Origin of the sequence: Sellimonas intestinalis (assembly GCF_001280875.1) — a bacterium.
Taxonomy (GTDB): domain Bacteria; phylum Bacillota; class Clostridia; order Lachnospirales; family Lachnospiraceae; genus Sellimonas; species Sellimonas intestinalis.
The window spans coordinates 20,815-35,505 of sequence record NZ_LGAJ01000017.1 but is presented as its reverse complement, the minus strand read 5'-3'; the positions used below and the strand labels follow the sequence as shown (position 1 = coordinate 35,505).

Genomic DNA, 14,691 nt, shown 5'->3' with positions numbered 1-14,691 from the left:
TCCATTAAATAGTAGTATTTACGACAGAGATTGCGACAGTTCAGAGCAAGGTCAGAAGGCATGAGAGAAACCTTTAAATCAGGCTTCAAACCAACTAAAGCGACTTTTTTAGAATCAAAACGGTCATTATGTACTTTTCGTATATTGATATTTGTGCTATTCTTTGTGATGATAGGATTAATAACTGAGCAGTTAAAACCCTTATCACGAAGATAGCAGAAGAGTGGGTAATGATAAATTCCCGTGGATTCGAGGAAAATACGACTTTCCAAAGAATACAACTCTTCTGCTTCTTTTATTTTAGAAACAGTGGTTAAGAGGGAATTCATGCTATTGTGTAGGATTTTAAAAGGTTTTCCTACAAGTTGTTGGTTCGGAAGAGCGATAGACATCCATGAGAAATCAGCACCGACATCAATACCAAGAGAGATGAATAATTCATCAAGATTAAAAATAATTTTGTTTGACATGAGCAACAGCTCCTTTCTGATAGGAATCCATTTCCAATCTGGCAGGTACACAACCTAGCGTATGATTCGGGTATTGCCTTCTGGCTCCAAACCAGCTAAAACATAAAACCCTGCCGAATGGCCGAATTGACTTTTTTGCAGGTATCGGCCACGATAGTGGCGTCCCAAGGGGGGTGAACATTCTTTGTCCTATCCTAAGGGATAATACCTTATGTTTTATCTGGTGTCTATCAGGAACCGTCAGACTTGATAATTATTTGGGATAACATCTGATGAAGGAAAGAACTCCTTCTTCTGTTATCTGATATATCGAAACTTATTAACCAAGTAGTCTTATTGACTACATTATTATTATACTAGGGGGGGAAGGTTATGACAAAGAGAGTTTCCTTGTATTTTATTTTGTACCGTTTCTGATCACGGTCCGGTATTCGGTTTCCTTTGGGATCGACAACAGGAGTTTGTGGGGCTCGACAATTTCTGTGACCTTTTCACTGATGAAATGTTCCTTCTGGCAGTAAAGAACACACTTCGGCATATGATTGTGACCGTGCCGATGCCATCGCTTGGTGCGATGATTCTTGTGGCAGTGATCCAAAATGTGGCAAAAGGAGTCCGTTTTCCCAGCTTTCCTTCCTTTGTCCGATGATCCTCCCGCTCCTCGGTCGTGCTGGGATGCAGTTTCTGTTGGGAGAAGAAAAAATCTGGAATAAGTGTGGTGAATTTTTTCGGAGGAGAAGGAAGGAACTGGATGAATTCACCGGCTATGTTGTGGGTGCTCTGCAGCCTATAGTGCTGGCGGTTTACCGGGTATTATGTCCTCATTTATTTTGCAAGTTTTCAGATGATCTCAAAGGAATGCTGTGAATATGCGACATTATTTTGTGCCGGAAAGATCCAGTCTTTCCGGCACATCACATGGCCGATGCTGATACCGACATTCATCTTTACGATCGTATTTTCCGTGATGAATACGTTCAAATGTTACAGGAAGGTGTTTCTTCTTGGTGGAAAATATCCGGCTGGTAGGATTTATCTGTTGCAGCACTTTATGAACAACAATTTCCAGAGTCTCAATTACCAGAAGATCTCTTCCGCTGCGGTTAGTATTGTAGTGGCACTTCTCCTGGCAGTGGGAAATCAGCCTCTGATGCTGTATCTGATGGTAAGGAAGTTGAAAGGGTATGACTAAGAGAAGACAAAAACGGATTCTTCTGCTTGGGATTATTTCCTATTCTTCCTGTACCCGGTCATCTATATGCGGGCATGTTCCGTGTGGAGGGGAAGAAGTGTAGGGCTTTCCCTCATGGGTTATTATGAGATACTCATGGAGAGTCTGGAATATCTGGCGAAGTCTGGGAATGTGTTTTCTGATTTCAGTAGGACAGACGATCATTTCCTGCATGGTCGGGACTCCGTTTGTAAAAAAGCAAAAAAATAATAAAAAAATTGAAAAAAAAGAAAGATTTTAGTGTCTCGTGCGTCTATATAATAAAGGGATGTAGATAGATGTAAATTATGCGCAAAATTAGTTCATAGTTTAATTGATTTAATATATAAAATTGAAAGACAACAGATTTTCTGTTATTTTTGCAAATACATTTTTTTATAGTGTTAGAAAGTCATTAATTGTATCAAAAAATAGTCTCAGATAATGTACAAATTTAATATGTGAGGAGTGAAAATAATGAAACTTAAAAACGCAAATAAAAACGTTTAAGAAAAAGTAAAAAGCATATTAAACATAGCATTTAAAGTAGAAGCGAACAGTTCATCATGTGCATATATTTCAACCTAAAACACCGACAGAATTAAAAAAGTTTAGAAAAGTAGAGATGAAAAAACAAATAGTGAATTGGCTGATTACTAATGGAAGTATAGATACAACGGAAAGGGAACTATATGAAAATGCAATTGACAGTTTGAAAATATTAATAGTTCCTGTTGTATATGCTGTTTTTTGGGGATGGTTTTTACAAGAGTGGACTATTACATTTTGTTTTGTCTTTACGTTTGCGGTTGTACGAAAATTTAGCGGATGATATTACGCCAAAACAGAACTTCAATGCACAGTTTTTTCTCTCATATTGATTTTTGGTGGTGTGAAGTTAATTAAAATACTAGAAGTTGGAATTGCGATGGGAATAGTATTTTTGAGCTCAGTAGTATTCTTGCTAAAAAATAGTCCTGTAGATTCTGAAAATAGAAGATTAGATGTAGATGAGAAAAATACTAATAAAAAAAGAGTGTTGGTTGTACAGCTGATAGCTAGTATAGGAGTAGTGTTTCTATGGAAGTTAAATTTTGATTGCTATGTAAAAAGTATAGTGGTAGCTAATTTCCTTGCAGCATTATTCCAAGGTATTGGAATAATAGTCAATAAATGAGAAAAAATGTTGTTTCGCGCATATTATATTACAAAATAGGACAAATATAGTAAGATTGAGTGTGGCAAAAGAAAATTGATAAAAAATAATAGGTTTAGGTTAACTTTATGTTAATGTAGCTAGATTATCTGAAAAAAGTATAATATATGGATACTTAAGCAAAATAAATATTTGTGTATAGATTTAGCTGACATCATTTCTTCAAAGGTAGGAAACATAGCGCGAATAGATGATCCGAGAATTAATACTACCGCATGACAAGATTGTTAAATAACATCTTTTCAGGGGCTATTTACTAAAATAAATTAACTATATATCCGTTATAGGAGGAGAAATGAGGATGAAGAAAATGAACAGGGGATGGCCATTTTCAGATGAAAATGAAATGCAAGAGATAAAAGCGGTTTTGGAGAGCCATACATGGTGGAGAGGAACTGGGAATAAAGTAAAAGAGTTTGAAAGGTGTTTTGCAAATTATCATAATGTAAATTATGCATTAGGAGTTTCAAACGGGACACATGCTCTTGAAATCGCGCTAGAAGTATTAGGGGTAATGCCGGGTGATGAAGTAATAGTACCAGCATTTACATTTGTAGCTACAGCTACAGCTGTTTTAAGACGTGGAGCAATACCAGTATTTTGTGATGTTGATGCAGATACGTATTGTTTAATGCCTGAGTCATTTAATGAAAAAATTACTAATAAAACAAAAGCAGTCATACCAGTACACATGGCAGGTCATTTGTGTGATATGGAAAAAATAAGCAAAGTTGCTATGGAGAACAATATTAGGATTATAGAAGATGCTGCCCACGCCCAAGGAGGAGAATGGAATGGGAAAAAGGTCGGATTCTATAGCGATATTGCGACATTTAGTTTCCAAAATAGAAAAGTTATGACCTGTGGAGAGGGAGGAGCGTTAATCACTAATAGTAAGGAATTATATGACAGAGCATATTTGCTTCATAGTGTAGGTAGACCACCAGGAGATATCATATATGAGCATTTGATTTTAGGAAGCAACTATAGAATGAGCGAGTTTCACGCGGCAATTTTGTTGTGCCAACTAAAAAGATTGGCGAATTTTACAAATCTAAGAGAAAAGAATGCAAAAAAACTTAATCAATATTTGGAAGGTATTGATGGAATCGTTCCACAGAAGTTTGACGAAAAATGTACAAGAAATACACATTATATGTATATGTTCTATTACGATAAAAAATATTTTGGTGGAATGGATAAAAGTGAATTTATAAAAGAAATGAATGATTTAGGCATAGAATGTCATGTGCCTTATCCATTGGTTTTCAATACTACATTTTTCAAAAAAGATACTATATTCCAAAATATATATGAATATAACAATTTAATTGATAAGAATTTTCCTAACGCAGCTAAAATTAGTAAAGAAGTTGTTTGGATACCGCATTATGAGTTATTATGCGATGATAGCAGGCTGAAAGAAATTACAGAAACTATTTTAAAGATTCAATCATGTAACTATTAGAGGGTGATAAAATGAAAAAAATATTACCATATAAATATCCTGAGATAACTTCATGGACATGGACTGCAGGAAATTTTGCTATTTTAGGTAATTATAGTAATGCAACAGCTTGGTTATATAGCAACTTTGCACAATTGTTTTGTGAGAGATATGATAAATGGGTGTCAGTTCATTATATTCCGCATTTAGATGTGTTTTCGAACAACCCGTTTTTTCAGTCTTCATTGTTGAGCAGAGAACTTATTTCTGAACTTAATATTGATATAATTAGTTTTGTGAAAAAATGTATAGAATTAAATTATTATATTTACTGTAAAGTAGATGAAGGAGGGATGCGTGGTAAAAACAGATTTCTTCATGAGTTAATGGTTTTTGGATATGACGATGCCAGTGAGACTTTGCAAATTGCAGATTTTACTTTTTCTAATTCTCAAAAATATATGTTCTCTTCTACAACATATGAAAAATTTAGGAAGGCGTATGAGTCAGTAATGCTTGAGGAAGATGATATGCAAGATGGTATTGGTGGAGATGGGGGAATATTAATTTTTAAAGTAAATGATGAATATGAATATGAATTTAATCAACAGTTATTGATAACATCCTTAAAAGACTATTTAAATGGTACGGATAGTGGAAGTAATTATAGAACATACGACTTAAATAAAGCTAGCAGCTTTAGCAAGGGGCTTAGAGATGTTTGCTATGGGATTAATATATACAAAGAAATTATGAGATATTATAAAGAAGTCGCAACGGGAAGTAATAAATTCTATATTCAACCACTTCATGTTTTATATGATCATAAAGTTTTAATGGTAGATAGAATAAAATACTTGAGGGAGCAAAAGAATATTGATATATCGAAAAGCGTTACAGAAGATTTTTTGAAATTGATGAAAAAAGTAGAAATAATTCGTAATATGGGAGTGAAATATTGGATAAATAAGGATACAAAAATACTAGAAAAAATTGTTAAAAATTTAGACGCAATAATGGAAGAGGATAAAAAAGTCACAAAGAGATTTCTATTTGAATTACAAAAATAAAATTCAATTATTTTATGATTGTCGAACCATAGGTGAGAGGAGAAATTATTATTTATGTTTGTCGATAGTTAATCTAATGATAATTGACTTTGGAGGTGACTTGTTTGGAATATATGGCTGAACTAATAGACAGATATTGGCGTGCTGCAAATTATTTAACTGTTGAAAATATGTATTTGAAAGAAGGTTTACATAAATTAAAGCGGATCCAATATGGGGATCTTAAAGAATTTGTATCAGGCCATTGGGGAACTTGCCCAGGCATTAATTTCATATATGCACATCTTTGTAGATATATAAAGGTTTATCATCGTGATGTACAATTAATTGTTGGTCCGGGACATGCAGGTAATGCTTTAATAGCAAATTGCCAGATTGAATTAGAAAAAAATTGTAATGAAAAAAATGATTCGCATTTTTTTCGCACAGAAACCAACCCGGCTTATCCCGGAACGCTTTATTCAGGAGGAGAATTGGGATATTCATTGGCAATTTCTTTTGGGGCAGCTATTGATAATCCTAAGCGATTATGTGTTTGTATAATCGGAGATGGGGAAGCAGAGACGGGAACAGTTGCAGCAGCATGGCGTTGCAAAGAATTTATGAATCAGCGTTCAGGGCTTGTCCTACCTATTTTACATCTTAATGGATATAAAATGGGAGGACCGTCATTATTCTCAAAACAGACGGATAATGAGCTTAGTGATTTTTTTGGTAGTATGGGATATGAACCATTTATTGTGGATGGTAGACATGAGTCTATGATTAAAGCATTGGATTTCGCAGAAAAATTGTATTGTATGATTTCAGCAGGTCAATATGCTCGATGGCCGATGATTATTCTCAAATCTCCAAAAGGTTGGACGGCACCGGAATATCAAAACATTAAGATAGAGAATACTTTAAGATGTCATAAAGATCCATTGAAAGGTGTTTTACCGATTCAAAAAATAGATTACATTTCAAAATGGCTAGAACAATATGATAAAGGGGATTTATTCGATCAGGATGGAAAGATTTCTGAAGAGATTTCAGCTTTATTGCCTAAAATGGAAGAAAGAATATGCATGGGGCATGCTAGGCATCATCGGATTCTATTAAACTTACCTGATATAATGCAATACGGTATTTCAAATATGAATTCTTCTTATACATACCATAATATTACAATATTAGAAAGGTATCTTTTAGAAGTAATGCGTAGAAATCCAAATAGCTTTCGTATAGTATCACCAGATGAACTTGAGTCTAACTTGTTAGGCAGTTTGAAGGTGGCCGATAATAATAATAGAGTACTGGAGATCCTTAATGAGAATATTTGTCAAGCTTGGATGCAAGGATATATTCAGACAGGACGTAATTGCTTAATGATTAGTTACGAAGCATTTATGCCTATTATTGCATCCATGATTGAGCAATATGCTAAGTGGATTTATCAAGCAAATAAGATAAGTTGGCGCTATAAAGTAGCGTCTGCGACATATATATTAACTAGTTTGTGCTGGGAAAATACATATTCTCACCAGAATCCCTCGATTGTGGACACACTGCTAGCTTGTCAATATCCTTTCGTTAAAGTTTATACGCCTCCGGATGCCAATAGTCTTCTAGTAACATTGCATGAGTGCTTGAAAGCAGAAAATAGTATTAATCTGATTATTACTTCAAAACAGAAAATGCCACAGTGGATTGATATTAATAGAGCGAAGCAAGCATTTCACAATCGAATTATTTATTGGGATTTTTTTAAATCAGTGAATACCACCCCAGATATTAATATTGTTGCTGCGGGCGATTATCCGGCTAGAGAATGTGTAAAAGCAGTCCGACTTATGGAAGAGTTTGAGTTAAGGATAAATATACGTTTAGTGTTTATTTTAGAATTAACATCATTAGGACTGAGAGATGTGTATCCGACGGCTATATGTGAAGATTCCTTTTTTAATATATTTGGCAATGGCCCAGTTGTATTTAGCTTTCATGGCTATCCATCAATAATCAAATCACTGTTGTTTGGGCGAAGATACCATCATAAGATCGCCATATTAGGATATAGGAATAAGAGTGTATATTCAGAGAATAGTATTGGTAAACTTATAATTAACGGAAATTCAAGATTTGATATCGCATTAAAAGCTTTTCAATATTTAGTTGAAGAAAGGAAAATAGATAGAAAGAAATATGAACAGATAAAAATAAAAATAGAAAGGCTCCGAAATAATGATAAAAGTGGTGAGTTTTGATTTGGGTAAGACGTTAATTAAACCAGTTATACAAAATAGTGGTTTGTGCAAGTATATAGCAGATAATCTAAAAGTATCGTACATGATAATGAAGCCATTTTATCGTAGTCATTTTTTAGAAAGACGAATATCTTTGTCAGAGTTTTGTGCCGCCCTTGGTGAAGATAATCAAGAGAAAGTTTTATGTTTAATAGAAAACTATTATTCAGAAAAAAAATATAATGGCATATATGAAGATGTGTTACCTACATTATCAAAATTGAAGGCTAAGGGTTATAGATTGGTTTGCATATCAAATAAACCATATTGTAATTTCACGTATCTTTCTACGTATAATTTGGGATCTTTTTTTGAGGCAGAGATATACTCCTGTGATGTTGGAGTTGCTAAGCCAAGGCCTCAAATTTTCCAAAAGGTACAATCATTACTAGGAATTTCTTCCACAGAGATTATACATGTGGGCGACTCATTGGAAGGAGATGTTATAGGTGCTCTATGTGCAAATTGGCAAGCAGTGTACCTAAATCGATCTGTAGCTATTGACGGGGTGAAAGTAGATGGATTCAAATTCTATAGTATTATTAATAGCTTATTGCAACTGCCGCTAGTTTTGGAAAATTTGAATAATTAAAAATTAATATATCCTATTTGGAAATATATTATAGTTCTACCTGGGAGAAATGAAAGGAATACAAGTAAAGATGAAAACCGTTATGATCTGTTTAAATCCATTTATAAGTCATGTTGTTCCGACATTTGAATTAGCAAAAAGACTAGAAAAAAAGAACATAAATATTATCTATGTAGGACCTGAAGAATTGAAAGAGAATGTAATAGAAAAGAATTTTGCATATATATCTATACACAGCTATAATGAAAAACTTTTGCAGGATTTAAAACGGAAGGAGGAGTTTTCTAAGCTGGAGGATATATATCGTGAAATTCATGCTGAAGTAAGCAAGGCCTTTATCGAAAACCGAGCAGATATGATTTTTATGGGGATTTCGCGGTTTTTAGTATATTTTTTACCGGCAAAATTACTACATCTAAAAATACTTTTTTATAGTTTAAACATGGGTGCAACTGGAATAACATGTTATAATCCACCAACAACATGCGGATATATTCCGTCAGATAAGATTTTGAGTAAATTAATATGTTTGTGTTTATGGGGAAGGAGATTTATCAGAAAAATTTTTAAGCAAAGCTTTCTTATACAATTAAAGCACTACCCATGGGTACAACTACGGCAATTATCAAAGAAAGAAAAATGGAAGTGGAGGTTTGGTATAGATGGCATATTCCCTAACGTTCCAATATTTATTTTCGGAACAAATTATTTAGAGTTTAATTCTCATAACAGCGCGCGATATACAGGCTTATGCCTTGAAAAGAAATATTCGTGGACAAGTATGAATTTTCCTGTATCAAAGACGTTGATATATTGTTCTTTAGGGACTATGGCATCGAGGTATAAAAATGGCGCCTCATTTGTCAACGCCGTTATTAAGAGTTTTTGTAAAAATCCTCAGTGGCACCTGATAATAAGTCTTGGAGGTATTAGCAAAGAAAAAATATGTTTAGAAAATCTTCCGTTAAATGTTACGATTTTTGATTTTGCGCCACAACGTGAAATATTGCAATATGCGGATTTGGTATTAACACATGGAGGACATGGAACAATAAAAGAGTGTATCGAAGCAGGTGTGCCAATGATTGTATTCCCCTGTAGTTATGATCAGCGCGGAAATGCTGCCAGAGTTGCCTATCATAGGATAGGATTACGAAGTTTGGTATTAAAGAAAACTTTTCGGCAAAGGATTTTTAATAAAGGTGAATCTTATATTGCTTCAGAAGATATAACTTTACTTATTAAAGAAGCGTTAAGTAAACAAGTATACCAAGAGAACATAAAACAGATACGTGAAAAAATAAAAAAGGCAGATGAAATGGAAGAGATACTTCATTATATTTTAGAATTAATTAATGAATAGAGCAAAGGAGTAATATAAATGGATAAGATAATATTAGATATGTATAGTTTGTTGAAACGTATAAGTGATAATTGCACGGAAAATTTTAGCGGCATAGGTATTGTTGTATATGATGAAAGGGTTTTTGACAGTAATTGTCATTGTGATTTGCGCCCTAATAATAAATGCAAAAACTATAATATAAAAGATGAAAGAATCGTTAATTATTTAATTGATGTTTCGGATTATCATAATGATTTACATGATGGTTTTGATATGATTGATAGTAAAGGAAATTTAACACATGTTGCGCAGTATTTTGTGCCACCTATAGTTAAGAGATTTCAGCCAAATTTGAAACATGGGGTTCGTTTACATAGCTCAATATGTGGCTCTGTTTTGGATGGGGTAATATGTATTGGTGTAATTAGTTCTGGGCGAGACATTTATATATTAAGAAATGGGAGTTATGTAAATTTAGAAGAATTGGAGGGATAACAGATGTCAGATAATAAAAGTATTGCTTTAACAATGGAAGAGGTCTGTAGTCTTGCAAAAAAATATGCAATACCTGTAACAGACGTACTATTAATTGCACTGAATAGATATGGTATTCATGCAGAAGTACCTGATAATCGGTTGCGATTTAAATTGAAGCTATTAACTTGTAAAGGAGCATTTTATGTCGCGGTATGTGTAAATACATTTTTGTCTCCTTTTACTCTTCATCATAACAAATTATATTTGGGATCAGAAGTTATTGGGATAGTATTTGATATTGAAAAGGATACTTGTGATTCTACTTATTTCAGGAGAAATCGGACAGAGCTAACCTTAAATTCGAATATGAGAAGTCGCTGCTTTGGATGCACATTTTGTGGTACTTACAAATTAGACGCAGATGATGGCTTTGATATGAGTAGTGACGAAAAAATATATGAATATATAGAGCAATTTATGAAGAATAATGGAATGGCTAATTTAGAGAATTTAGTCCGTTTAACTATTTGTACGGGATGCTTTGCTAGTGAAGAACGTTTAATAGAACATATTCTATCAGTGTATCGAGTGTTTCAACAGTTTGGTTTTAACAAGAGAATTAGATATATTGGTTCTCAAATTCGTTCTGAAAAGGCGATGAGAATATTATCTGAACAGATACGTTCATTTTCATTGTCTTTAACAGTGGAATGTTTTACTAATCGAGAAAGGCGTATGCGTAAAGAAAAGGCGAGCTTGAGTATAGAAGAAATAAAGGAGGTACTGGCGCGCGCTTTAAGATATAATTTTAGCACAAACTATTTATATATTGTTGGGTTGGATGAACTTGAAGATATGAAAAGTGGTATTCAGAATTTATCAAACAAAGTTAATCGTCTACCTGTTTTTCAAATAATGCAAAATTATGTTTCGGATCATGAAAAGGAGAGAGTGGAAGCAGCTAAAAATATTGAATATTATTTACAAGCAAGGCAAATAATAGAAGATTGTTTCAAAACTAATAATTATACACCTCGCATATGGGAAAATTATAGAGGGCTTTTTTATACTCAGTATCAAAACAAGCCATTACCAGGTATAAGGATTTAAAGAAGGTATCGATGTGACACGTGAAATAAATAAATTGATTTTAAGCAGAATTAAACAATTATTAGAACATAGGGACACATATCGCGTTGACTTACATTTACATACCTTATATTCATCTGATGGAACACAAACAGTTCTTCAAGCATTAAAAAAGGCAAAAGAAAAACATATAGATATTGTATCAATTGCTGATCACGATAGTATTAGAGCATACTCGGAAATTATGAAAAATAATTATTTTGACAACTCATCTTTACCAATTATTGTTCCGGGAGTTGAATTTACCGTATCTTTTCCAGAGTATTGTGAGCGTTGCCATATATTAAAATATTTTTATGACATAAATGACATAGGATTTATAGGTATTCTTAAACAAAATAGAGAAGCGTTTAATAATAGAATTCATATATGGTTTAAATCTATAGAAAAAAATTTGTGTTTACAGTATTTTTTTTCAAAGTATGATATTAGATGTTCGGAAGAACAATACCGTTTCTATTTAGGTACACACAGAAATCCCATACCCGATTATGCAAATCTAATGGAATATTTATTTTCAATTTTAAGACCTCATGGAATAGGTGTGTGGGATATATACAATAAAATAATAGAACTTAATCAGAATGATTTATGTATTTCACGGAGACATGATGTGGAAAGTGCAATGATACGTTTTTACAAAAAGTATCATCAGCAAGATATAAATGATAATTACAGAAAACTGAGACCTCTTCTTGCTCCAGTAGGCATTGTTGATACATATTATCCGCAATATGATCCCATTGGTTCGCTTTCAATTAATGAATTTGGGCAAGTACCTATAGAATCACTTATGAATTCGGGAGTTAATGTATTTGCTCACCCTAATGCTAATAAGCTTTATTTGATGGAGCAATTAGAAGGTGTCATAAGTGGACTTGAATTAAATGCTCACAGTGATATTGATACTAATCAAAAGATAAAGCAGATTGCGCAAGAGCGTTCACTTGTTGCTACGCGTGGATCTGATAAACATACGGATACAGATGAGTATTATATACAGATGGAATTCTATGACATGAAGTACGGAGAATTGCAAAAATTATATGACTTGTTTAAAAAGTGTATATAAATTGATAAGTAACAGAGAAAGGATTGTATGTTAAGTGAATAAAAGAAAAATAATAAAATTATTAGCTGATTCCTTGAAAATTGAAGTAACTGAATTACAGAAATATGATGAAAATAGCTCTCTTGTAGACCTTGGTTTAGATTCTTTGGGGTTTGTACAGTTTATTGTAAACTTGGAAATGGCATTTGGTATTGAAGTAAACGATGAAGACTTGATACTATCGAAATTATTGACTCTTAATGATCTGTATTTGATGCTTAGCAAATATTTTAAGTCTGAAGACAATAGTAGAAAAGTTATAATTTTAGATTGTGATAATGTGCTTTGGAACGGAGTGGCAGGTGAAGAAGATATAAATGTTCCAGAAGCCTTTGCCCTATTCCATAAGGAGCTGACATCATTAAGAAATCATGGCATTTTATTGTGCTTATGTAGTAAAAATAATGCACAAAATATACAAAATGCTTTTCGCGATTTAAAGATTTCTCTAAAAAAAGAAGATATAGTTTGTGCTAAAATTGGTACAAAAAATAAAGCAGAAAGCATAAAGGAGATTGCTGGGGACTTGAATCTATCTTTAGATAGCTTTGTGTTTATAGATGATAGTGATTATGAAATTGGTTTGGTTCATGCTTTTTTGCCAGATGTTAAGACAATAAAAGTTGAAGAATACGATTCTGAGTTCTTTTTCGATTTACAATCATTATTCAAATCTTTTAATAATAGTACTATAGATCGTACCAAAATGTATCATGATCAAAAAGAACGAGAAAAAGAAAAATTAATTTATAAATCCGTTGATGAATACAATCAATCATTACAAACAGAATGTATATGTGAGTTTGCAGAGGAATCTCAAGCTGAGCGAATTTCAGAATTATCTTTTAGAACAAACCAGTTTAATTTATCTGGAGAGCATTATTCTGTGAATGAGATTTTAGGTTTTCTTAGTGGTAGCGATTATAAGGTATTTATCCTTCAAGCTAAAGACAAGTATGGTGATATGGGGATAGTTGGTGCAGCTGTAGTAGGAGAAAAAGGTGATAAGTACATTATTAAAAATTTTATGTTGTCTTGCAGGGTGTTTGACCGTGGATTTGAATATATATTGCTAGACACAATTCGGAAATGTGTAAAAGGGAAAATGCTTTATGGAATATATAATAAGACAGAAAAAAATGAAATGCGAGGGACCTTTTATGCTGATAATAGGATTAAATGTATTGATAATATTGTTTGATTTGTGGAGAGCATTTATTATAAGGGTCTGCAAAAGAATCGCATGATAAGCATTTTTGGCAATATATATTTCAAGTAGACTTTTTTGTTTATTAGATAATAAGTTGAATTTAGCAGTTTATCTACTGAAAATGTGATATTTTTAAGGTGTTGAATTTACATAACTCTAAGTGTTTTTTGCTTGTTGCCAGTACCACTTTAGAGGATAAATGTGATTTCGAATGAAAGTTCTTGTATCAGGATCGAAGAAAGTTTTTGAACAAAGATAGAAAAATGAATATTGAATAATTAGTAAATAAAAAGATGTAAATAAATATGGGTAGGGAGGTGCATTTTAGGACAAACAGAAGTATGTCTATTATTTATATGGGATATTTTATTACTTTATCTGGATTGGATGGTAGTGGAAAGACTACCCAATGTTTAAAATTAAAAAAAAAATGATAAATACCGGTATAACAGTTAATGTAATTCATTTTAAAAAGGTAGATTCATTTCCTTATTTATTTATAGCAAAAAAAAAGGCTCAACAATTTATTGTTTCAAAAAATATTAAAGATATTGTCAAACAAAGAAGTATTTTAAGCGCATATATCTTTTGCGAAAAGGCTAATGATTTAATTTCCTGGTCTCAGAAGTCGTTTGATTTAACTATTATTGATCGGTATTATGAATCGGCATTATGTTATCATTATTTAAGAGGAGAGTTAAGCAAGGAATTGTGTGAAATATACAGTCAATTGATAAAAACAGACTTAAGTGTATTTTTGGATATCTCACCGGATAAATGCATTGAACGATTGGCCAGACGTTCGACTTTATCACCGTATGAAACAAAAGAGTATTTAGAGCAAGCGCATTATTTTTATCACACGAAGTTTAAATCCTTCTGGAAAATAGATGCTTCATTATCTCCTGATGAAATTTCACATCAAATTTATTCGAAAATCATTAAGGCGTATTTTAAAGGACATCTATAGGTATTGTCGATTTGTAAGTTGTATTTTACAATCAAAGTTTATATAATGAGTAAAATGCTATAATTTGGTTAAAAAATAGTAATCAATAGAAAACTGAATTAAAAATTTATGGATAGGGAACGCAGTTTTATGGATAGAATAC

General features: G+C 32.6%; 12 protein-coding genes and 2 pseudogenes. 13 read left to right on the top strand and 1 reads right to left on the bottom strand.

All coding sequences use genetic code 11. The features are described 5' to 3' along the window. Positions 1 to 470: IS110 family transposase (locus tag AOA56_RS14070; RefSeq protein ID WP_156316942.1), on the bottom strand; the 470-nt coding region annotated here is incomplete at its 3' end. Between the two features lie 463 nt (positions 471 to 933). On the opposite strand from AOA56_RS14070, the gene AOA56_RS14065 reads away from it, so the two are divergent. The 13 genes and pseudogenes from AOA56_RS14065 (at position 934) to AOA56_RS13995 (ending at position 14,549) form a co-directional block, all read left to right on the top strand. Then, positions 934 to 1,119 (top strand): sugar ABC transporter permease, encoded by a 186-nt coding sequence (locus AOA56_RS14065; protein WP_024734083.1) that lies wholly within the window; start codon positions 934 to 936, stop codon positions 1,117 to 1,119. A 159-nt stretch (positions 1,120 to 1,278) separates the two neighbouring features. Continuing rightward, positions 1,279 to 1,662, top strand: a pseudogene (locus tag AOA56_RS14055) (ABC transporter permease subunit); the annotation flags it as partial. 643 nt (positions 1,663 to 2,305) lie between these two features. Next, positions 2,306 to 2,857: pseudogene (locus tag AOA56_RS16440) on the top strand (accessory gene regulator B family protein). 340 nt (positions 2,858 to 3,197) lie between these two features. Next, positions 3,198 to 4,364: a DegT/DnrJ/EryC1/StrS family aminotransferase gene (locus tag AOA56_RS14040; protein WP_024734088.1), complete on the top strand. Its 1,167-nt coding sequence runs from the start codon at positions 3,198 to 3,200 to the stop codon at positions 4,362 to 4,364. Positions 4,365 to 4,375: 11 nt separating this feature from the next. Next, a complete protein-coding gene (locus AOA56_RS14035) occupies positions 4,376 to 5,413 on the top strand; it encodes a hypothetical protein (RefSeq protein ID WP_024734089.1) in 1,038 nt (345 codons plus the stop codon). Between the two features lie 113 nt (positions 5,414 to 5,526). Then, positions 5,527 to 7,656: a phosphoketolase family protein gene (locus AOA56_RS14030; RefSeq protein ID WP_238117767.1), complete on the top strand. Its 2,130-nt coding sequence runs from the start codon at positions 5,527 to 5,529 to the stop codon at positions 7,654 to 7,656. Then, positions 7,634 to 8,287 carry an HAD family hydrolase gene (locus tag AOA56_RS14025; protein ID WP_024734092.1) on the top strand — a complete coding sequence of 218 codons (654 nt, stop codon included), beginning with the start codon at positions 7,634 to 7,636 and terminating at the stop codon, positions 8,285 to 8,287. The genes AOA56_RS14030 and AOA56_RS14025 overlap by 23 nt, the downstream gene beginning before the upstream one ends. A 49-nt stretch (positions 8,288 to 8,336) precedes the next feature. Continuing rightward, a complete protein-coding gene (locus AOA56_RS14020) occupies positions 8,337 to 9,650 on the top strand; it encodes a glycosyltransferase (protein WP_024734093.1) in 1,314 nt (437 codons plus the stop codon). A gap of 18 nt (positions 9,651 to 9,668) precedes the next feature. After that, positions 9,669 to 10,127 carry a hypothetical protein gene (locus AOA56_RS14015; protein WP_024734094.1) on the top strand — a complete coding sequence of 153 codons (459 nt, stop codon included), beginning with the start codon at positions 9,669 to 9,671 and terminating at the stop codon, positions 10,125 to 10,127. 3 nt (positions 10,128 to 10,130) lie between these two features. After that, on the top strand, positions 10,131 to 11,219 hold the full coding sequence (locus tag AOA56_RS14010; RefSeq protein ID WP_024734095.1) for a radical SAM protein: 1,089 nt from the start codon (positions 10,131 to 10,133) through the stop codon (positions 11,217 to 11,219). A 13-nt stretch (positions 11,220 to 11,232) separates the two neighbouring features. Further along, on the top strand, positions 11,233 to 12,330 hold the full coding sequence (locus AOA56_RS14005; RefSeq protein WP_053769923.1) for a PHP domain-containing protein: 1,098 nt from the start codon (positions 11,233 to 11,235) through the stop codon (positions 12,328 to 12,330). Positions 12,331 to 12,364: 34 nt separating this feature from the next. After that, on the top strand, positions 12,365 to 13,570 hold the full coding sequence (locus tag AOA56_RS14000) for an HAD-IIIC family phosphatase (RefSeq protein WP_024734098.1): 1,206 nt from the start codon (positions 12,365 to 12,367) through the stop codon (positions 13,568 to 13,570). Positions 13,571 to 13,988: 418 nt separating this feature from the next. Then, positions 13,989 to 14,549 (top strand): nucleoside/nucleotide kinase family protein, encoded by a 561-nt coding sequence (locus AOA56_RS13995; protein ID WP_024734099.1) that lies wholly within the window; start codon positions 13,989 to 13,991, stop codon positions 14,547 to 14,549. The last annotated feature ends 142 nt before the right edge of the window (positions 14,550 to 14,691 follow it).

Bases quoted from the DNA above. Each gene is read 5' to 3' on its own strand.
- AOA56_RS14040 (WP_024734088.1), top strand. From the start codon at position 3,198: ATGAAGAAAATGAACAGGGGATGGCCATTTTCAGATGAAAATGAAATG.
- AOA56_RS14035 (WP_024734089.1), top strand. From the start codon at position 4,376: ATGAAAAAAATATTACCATATAAATATCCTGAGATAACTTCATGGACA.
- AOA56_RS14030 (WP_238117767.1), top strand. From the start codon at position 5,527: ATGGCTGAACTAATAGACAGATATTGGCGTGCTGCAAATTATTTAACT.
- AOA56_RS14025 (WP_024734092.1), top strand. From the start codon at position 7,634: ATGATAAAAGTGGTGAGTTTTGATTTGGGTAAGACGTTAATTAAACCA.
- AOA56_RS14020 (WP_024734093.1), top strand. From the start codon at position 8,337: ATGAAAGGAATACAAGTAAAGATGAAAACCGTTATGATCTGTTTAAAT.
- AOA56_RS14015 (WP_024734094.1), top strand. From the start codon at position 9,669: ATGGATAAGATAATATTAGATATGTATAGTTTGTTGAAACGTATAAGT.
- AOA56_RS14010 (WP_024734095.1), top strand. From the start codon at position 10,131: ATGTCAGATAATAAAAGTATTGCTTTAACAATGGAAGAGGTCTGTAGT.
- AOA56_RS13995 (WP_024734099.1), top strand. From the start codon at position 13,989: ATGTTTAAAATTAAAAAAAAAATGATAAATACCGGTATAACAGTTAAT.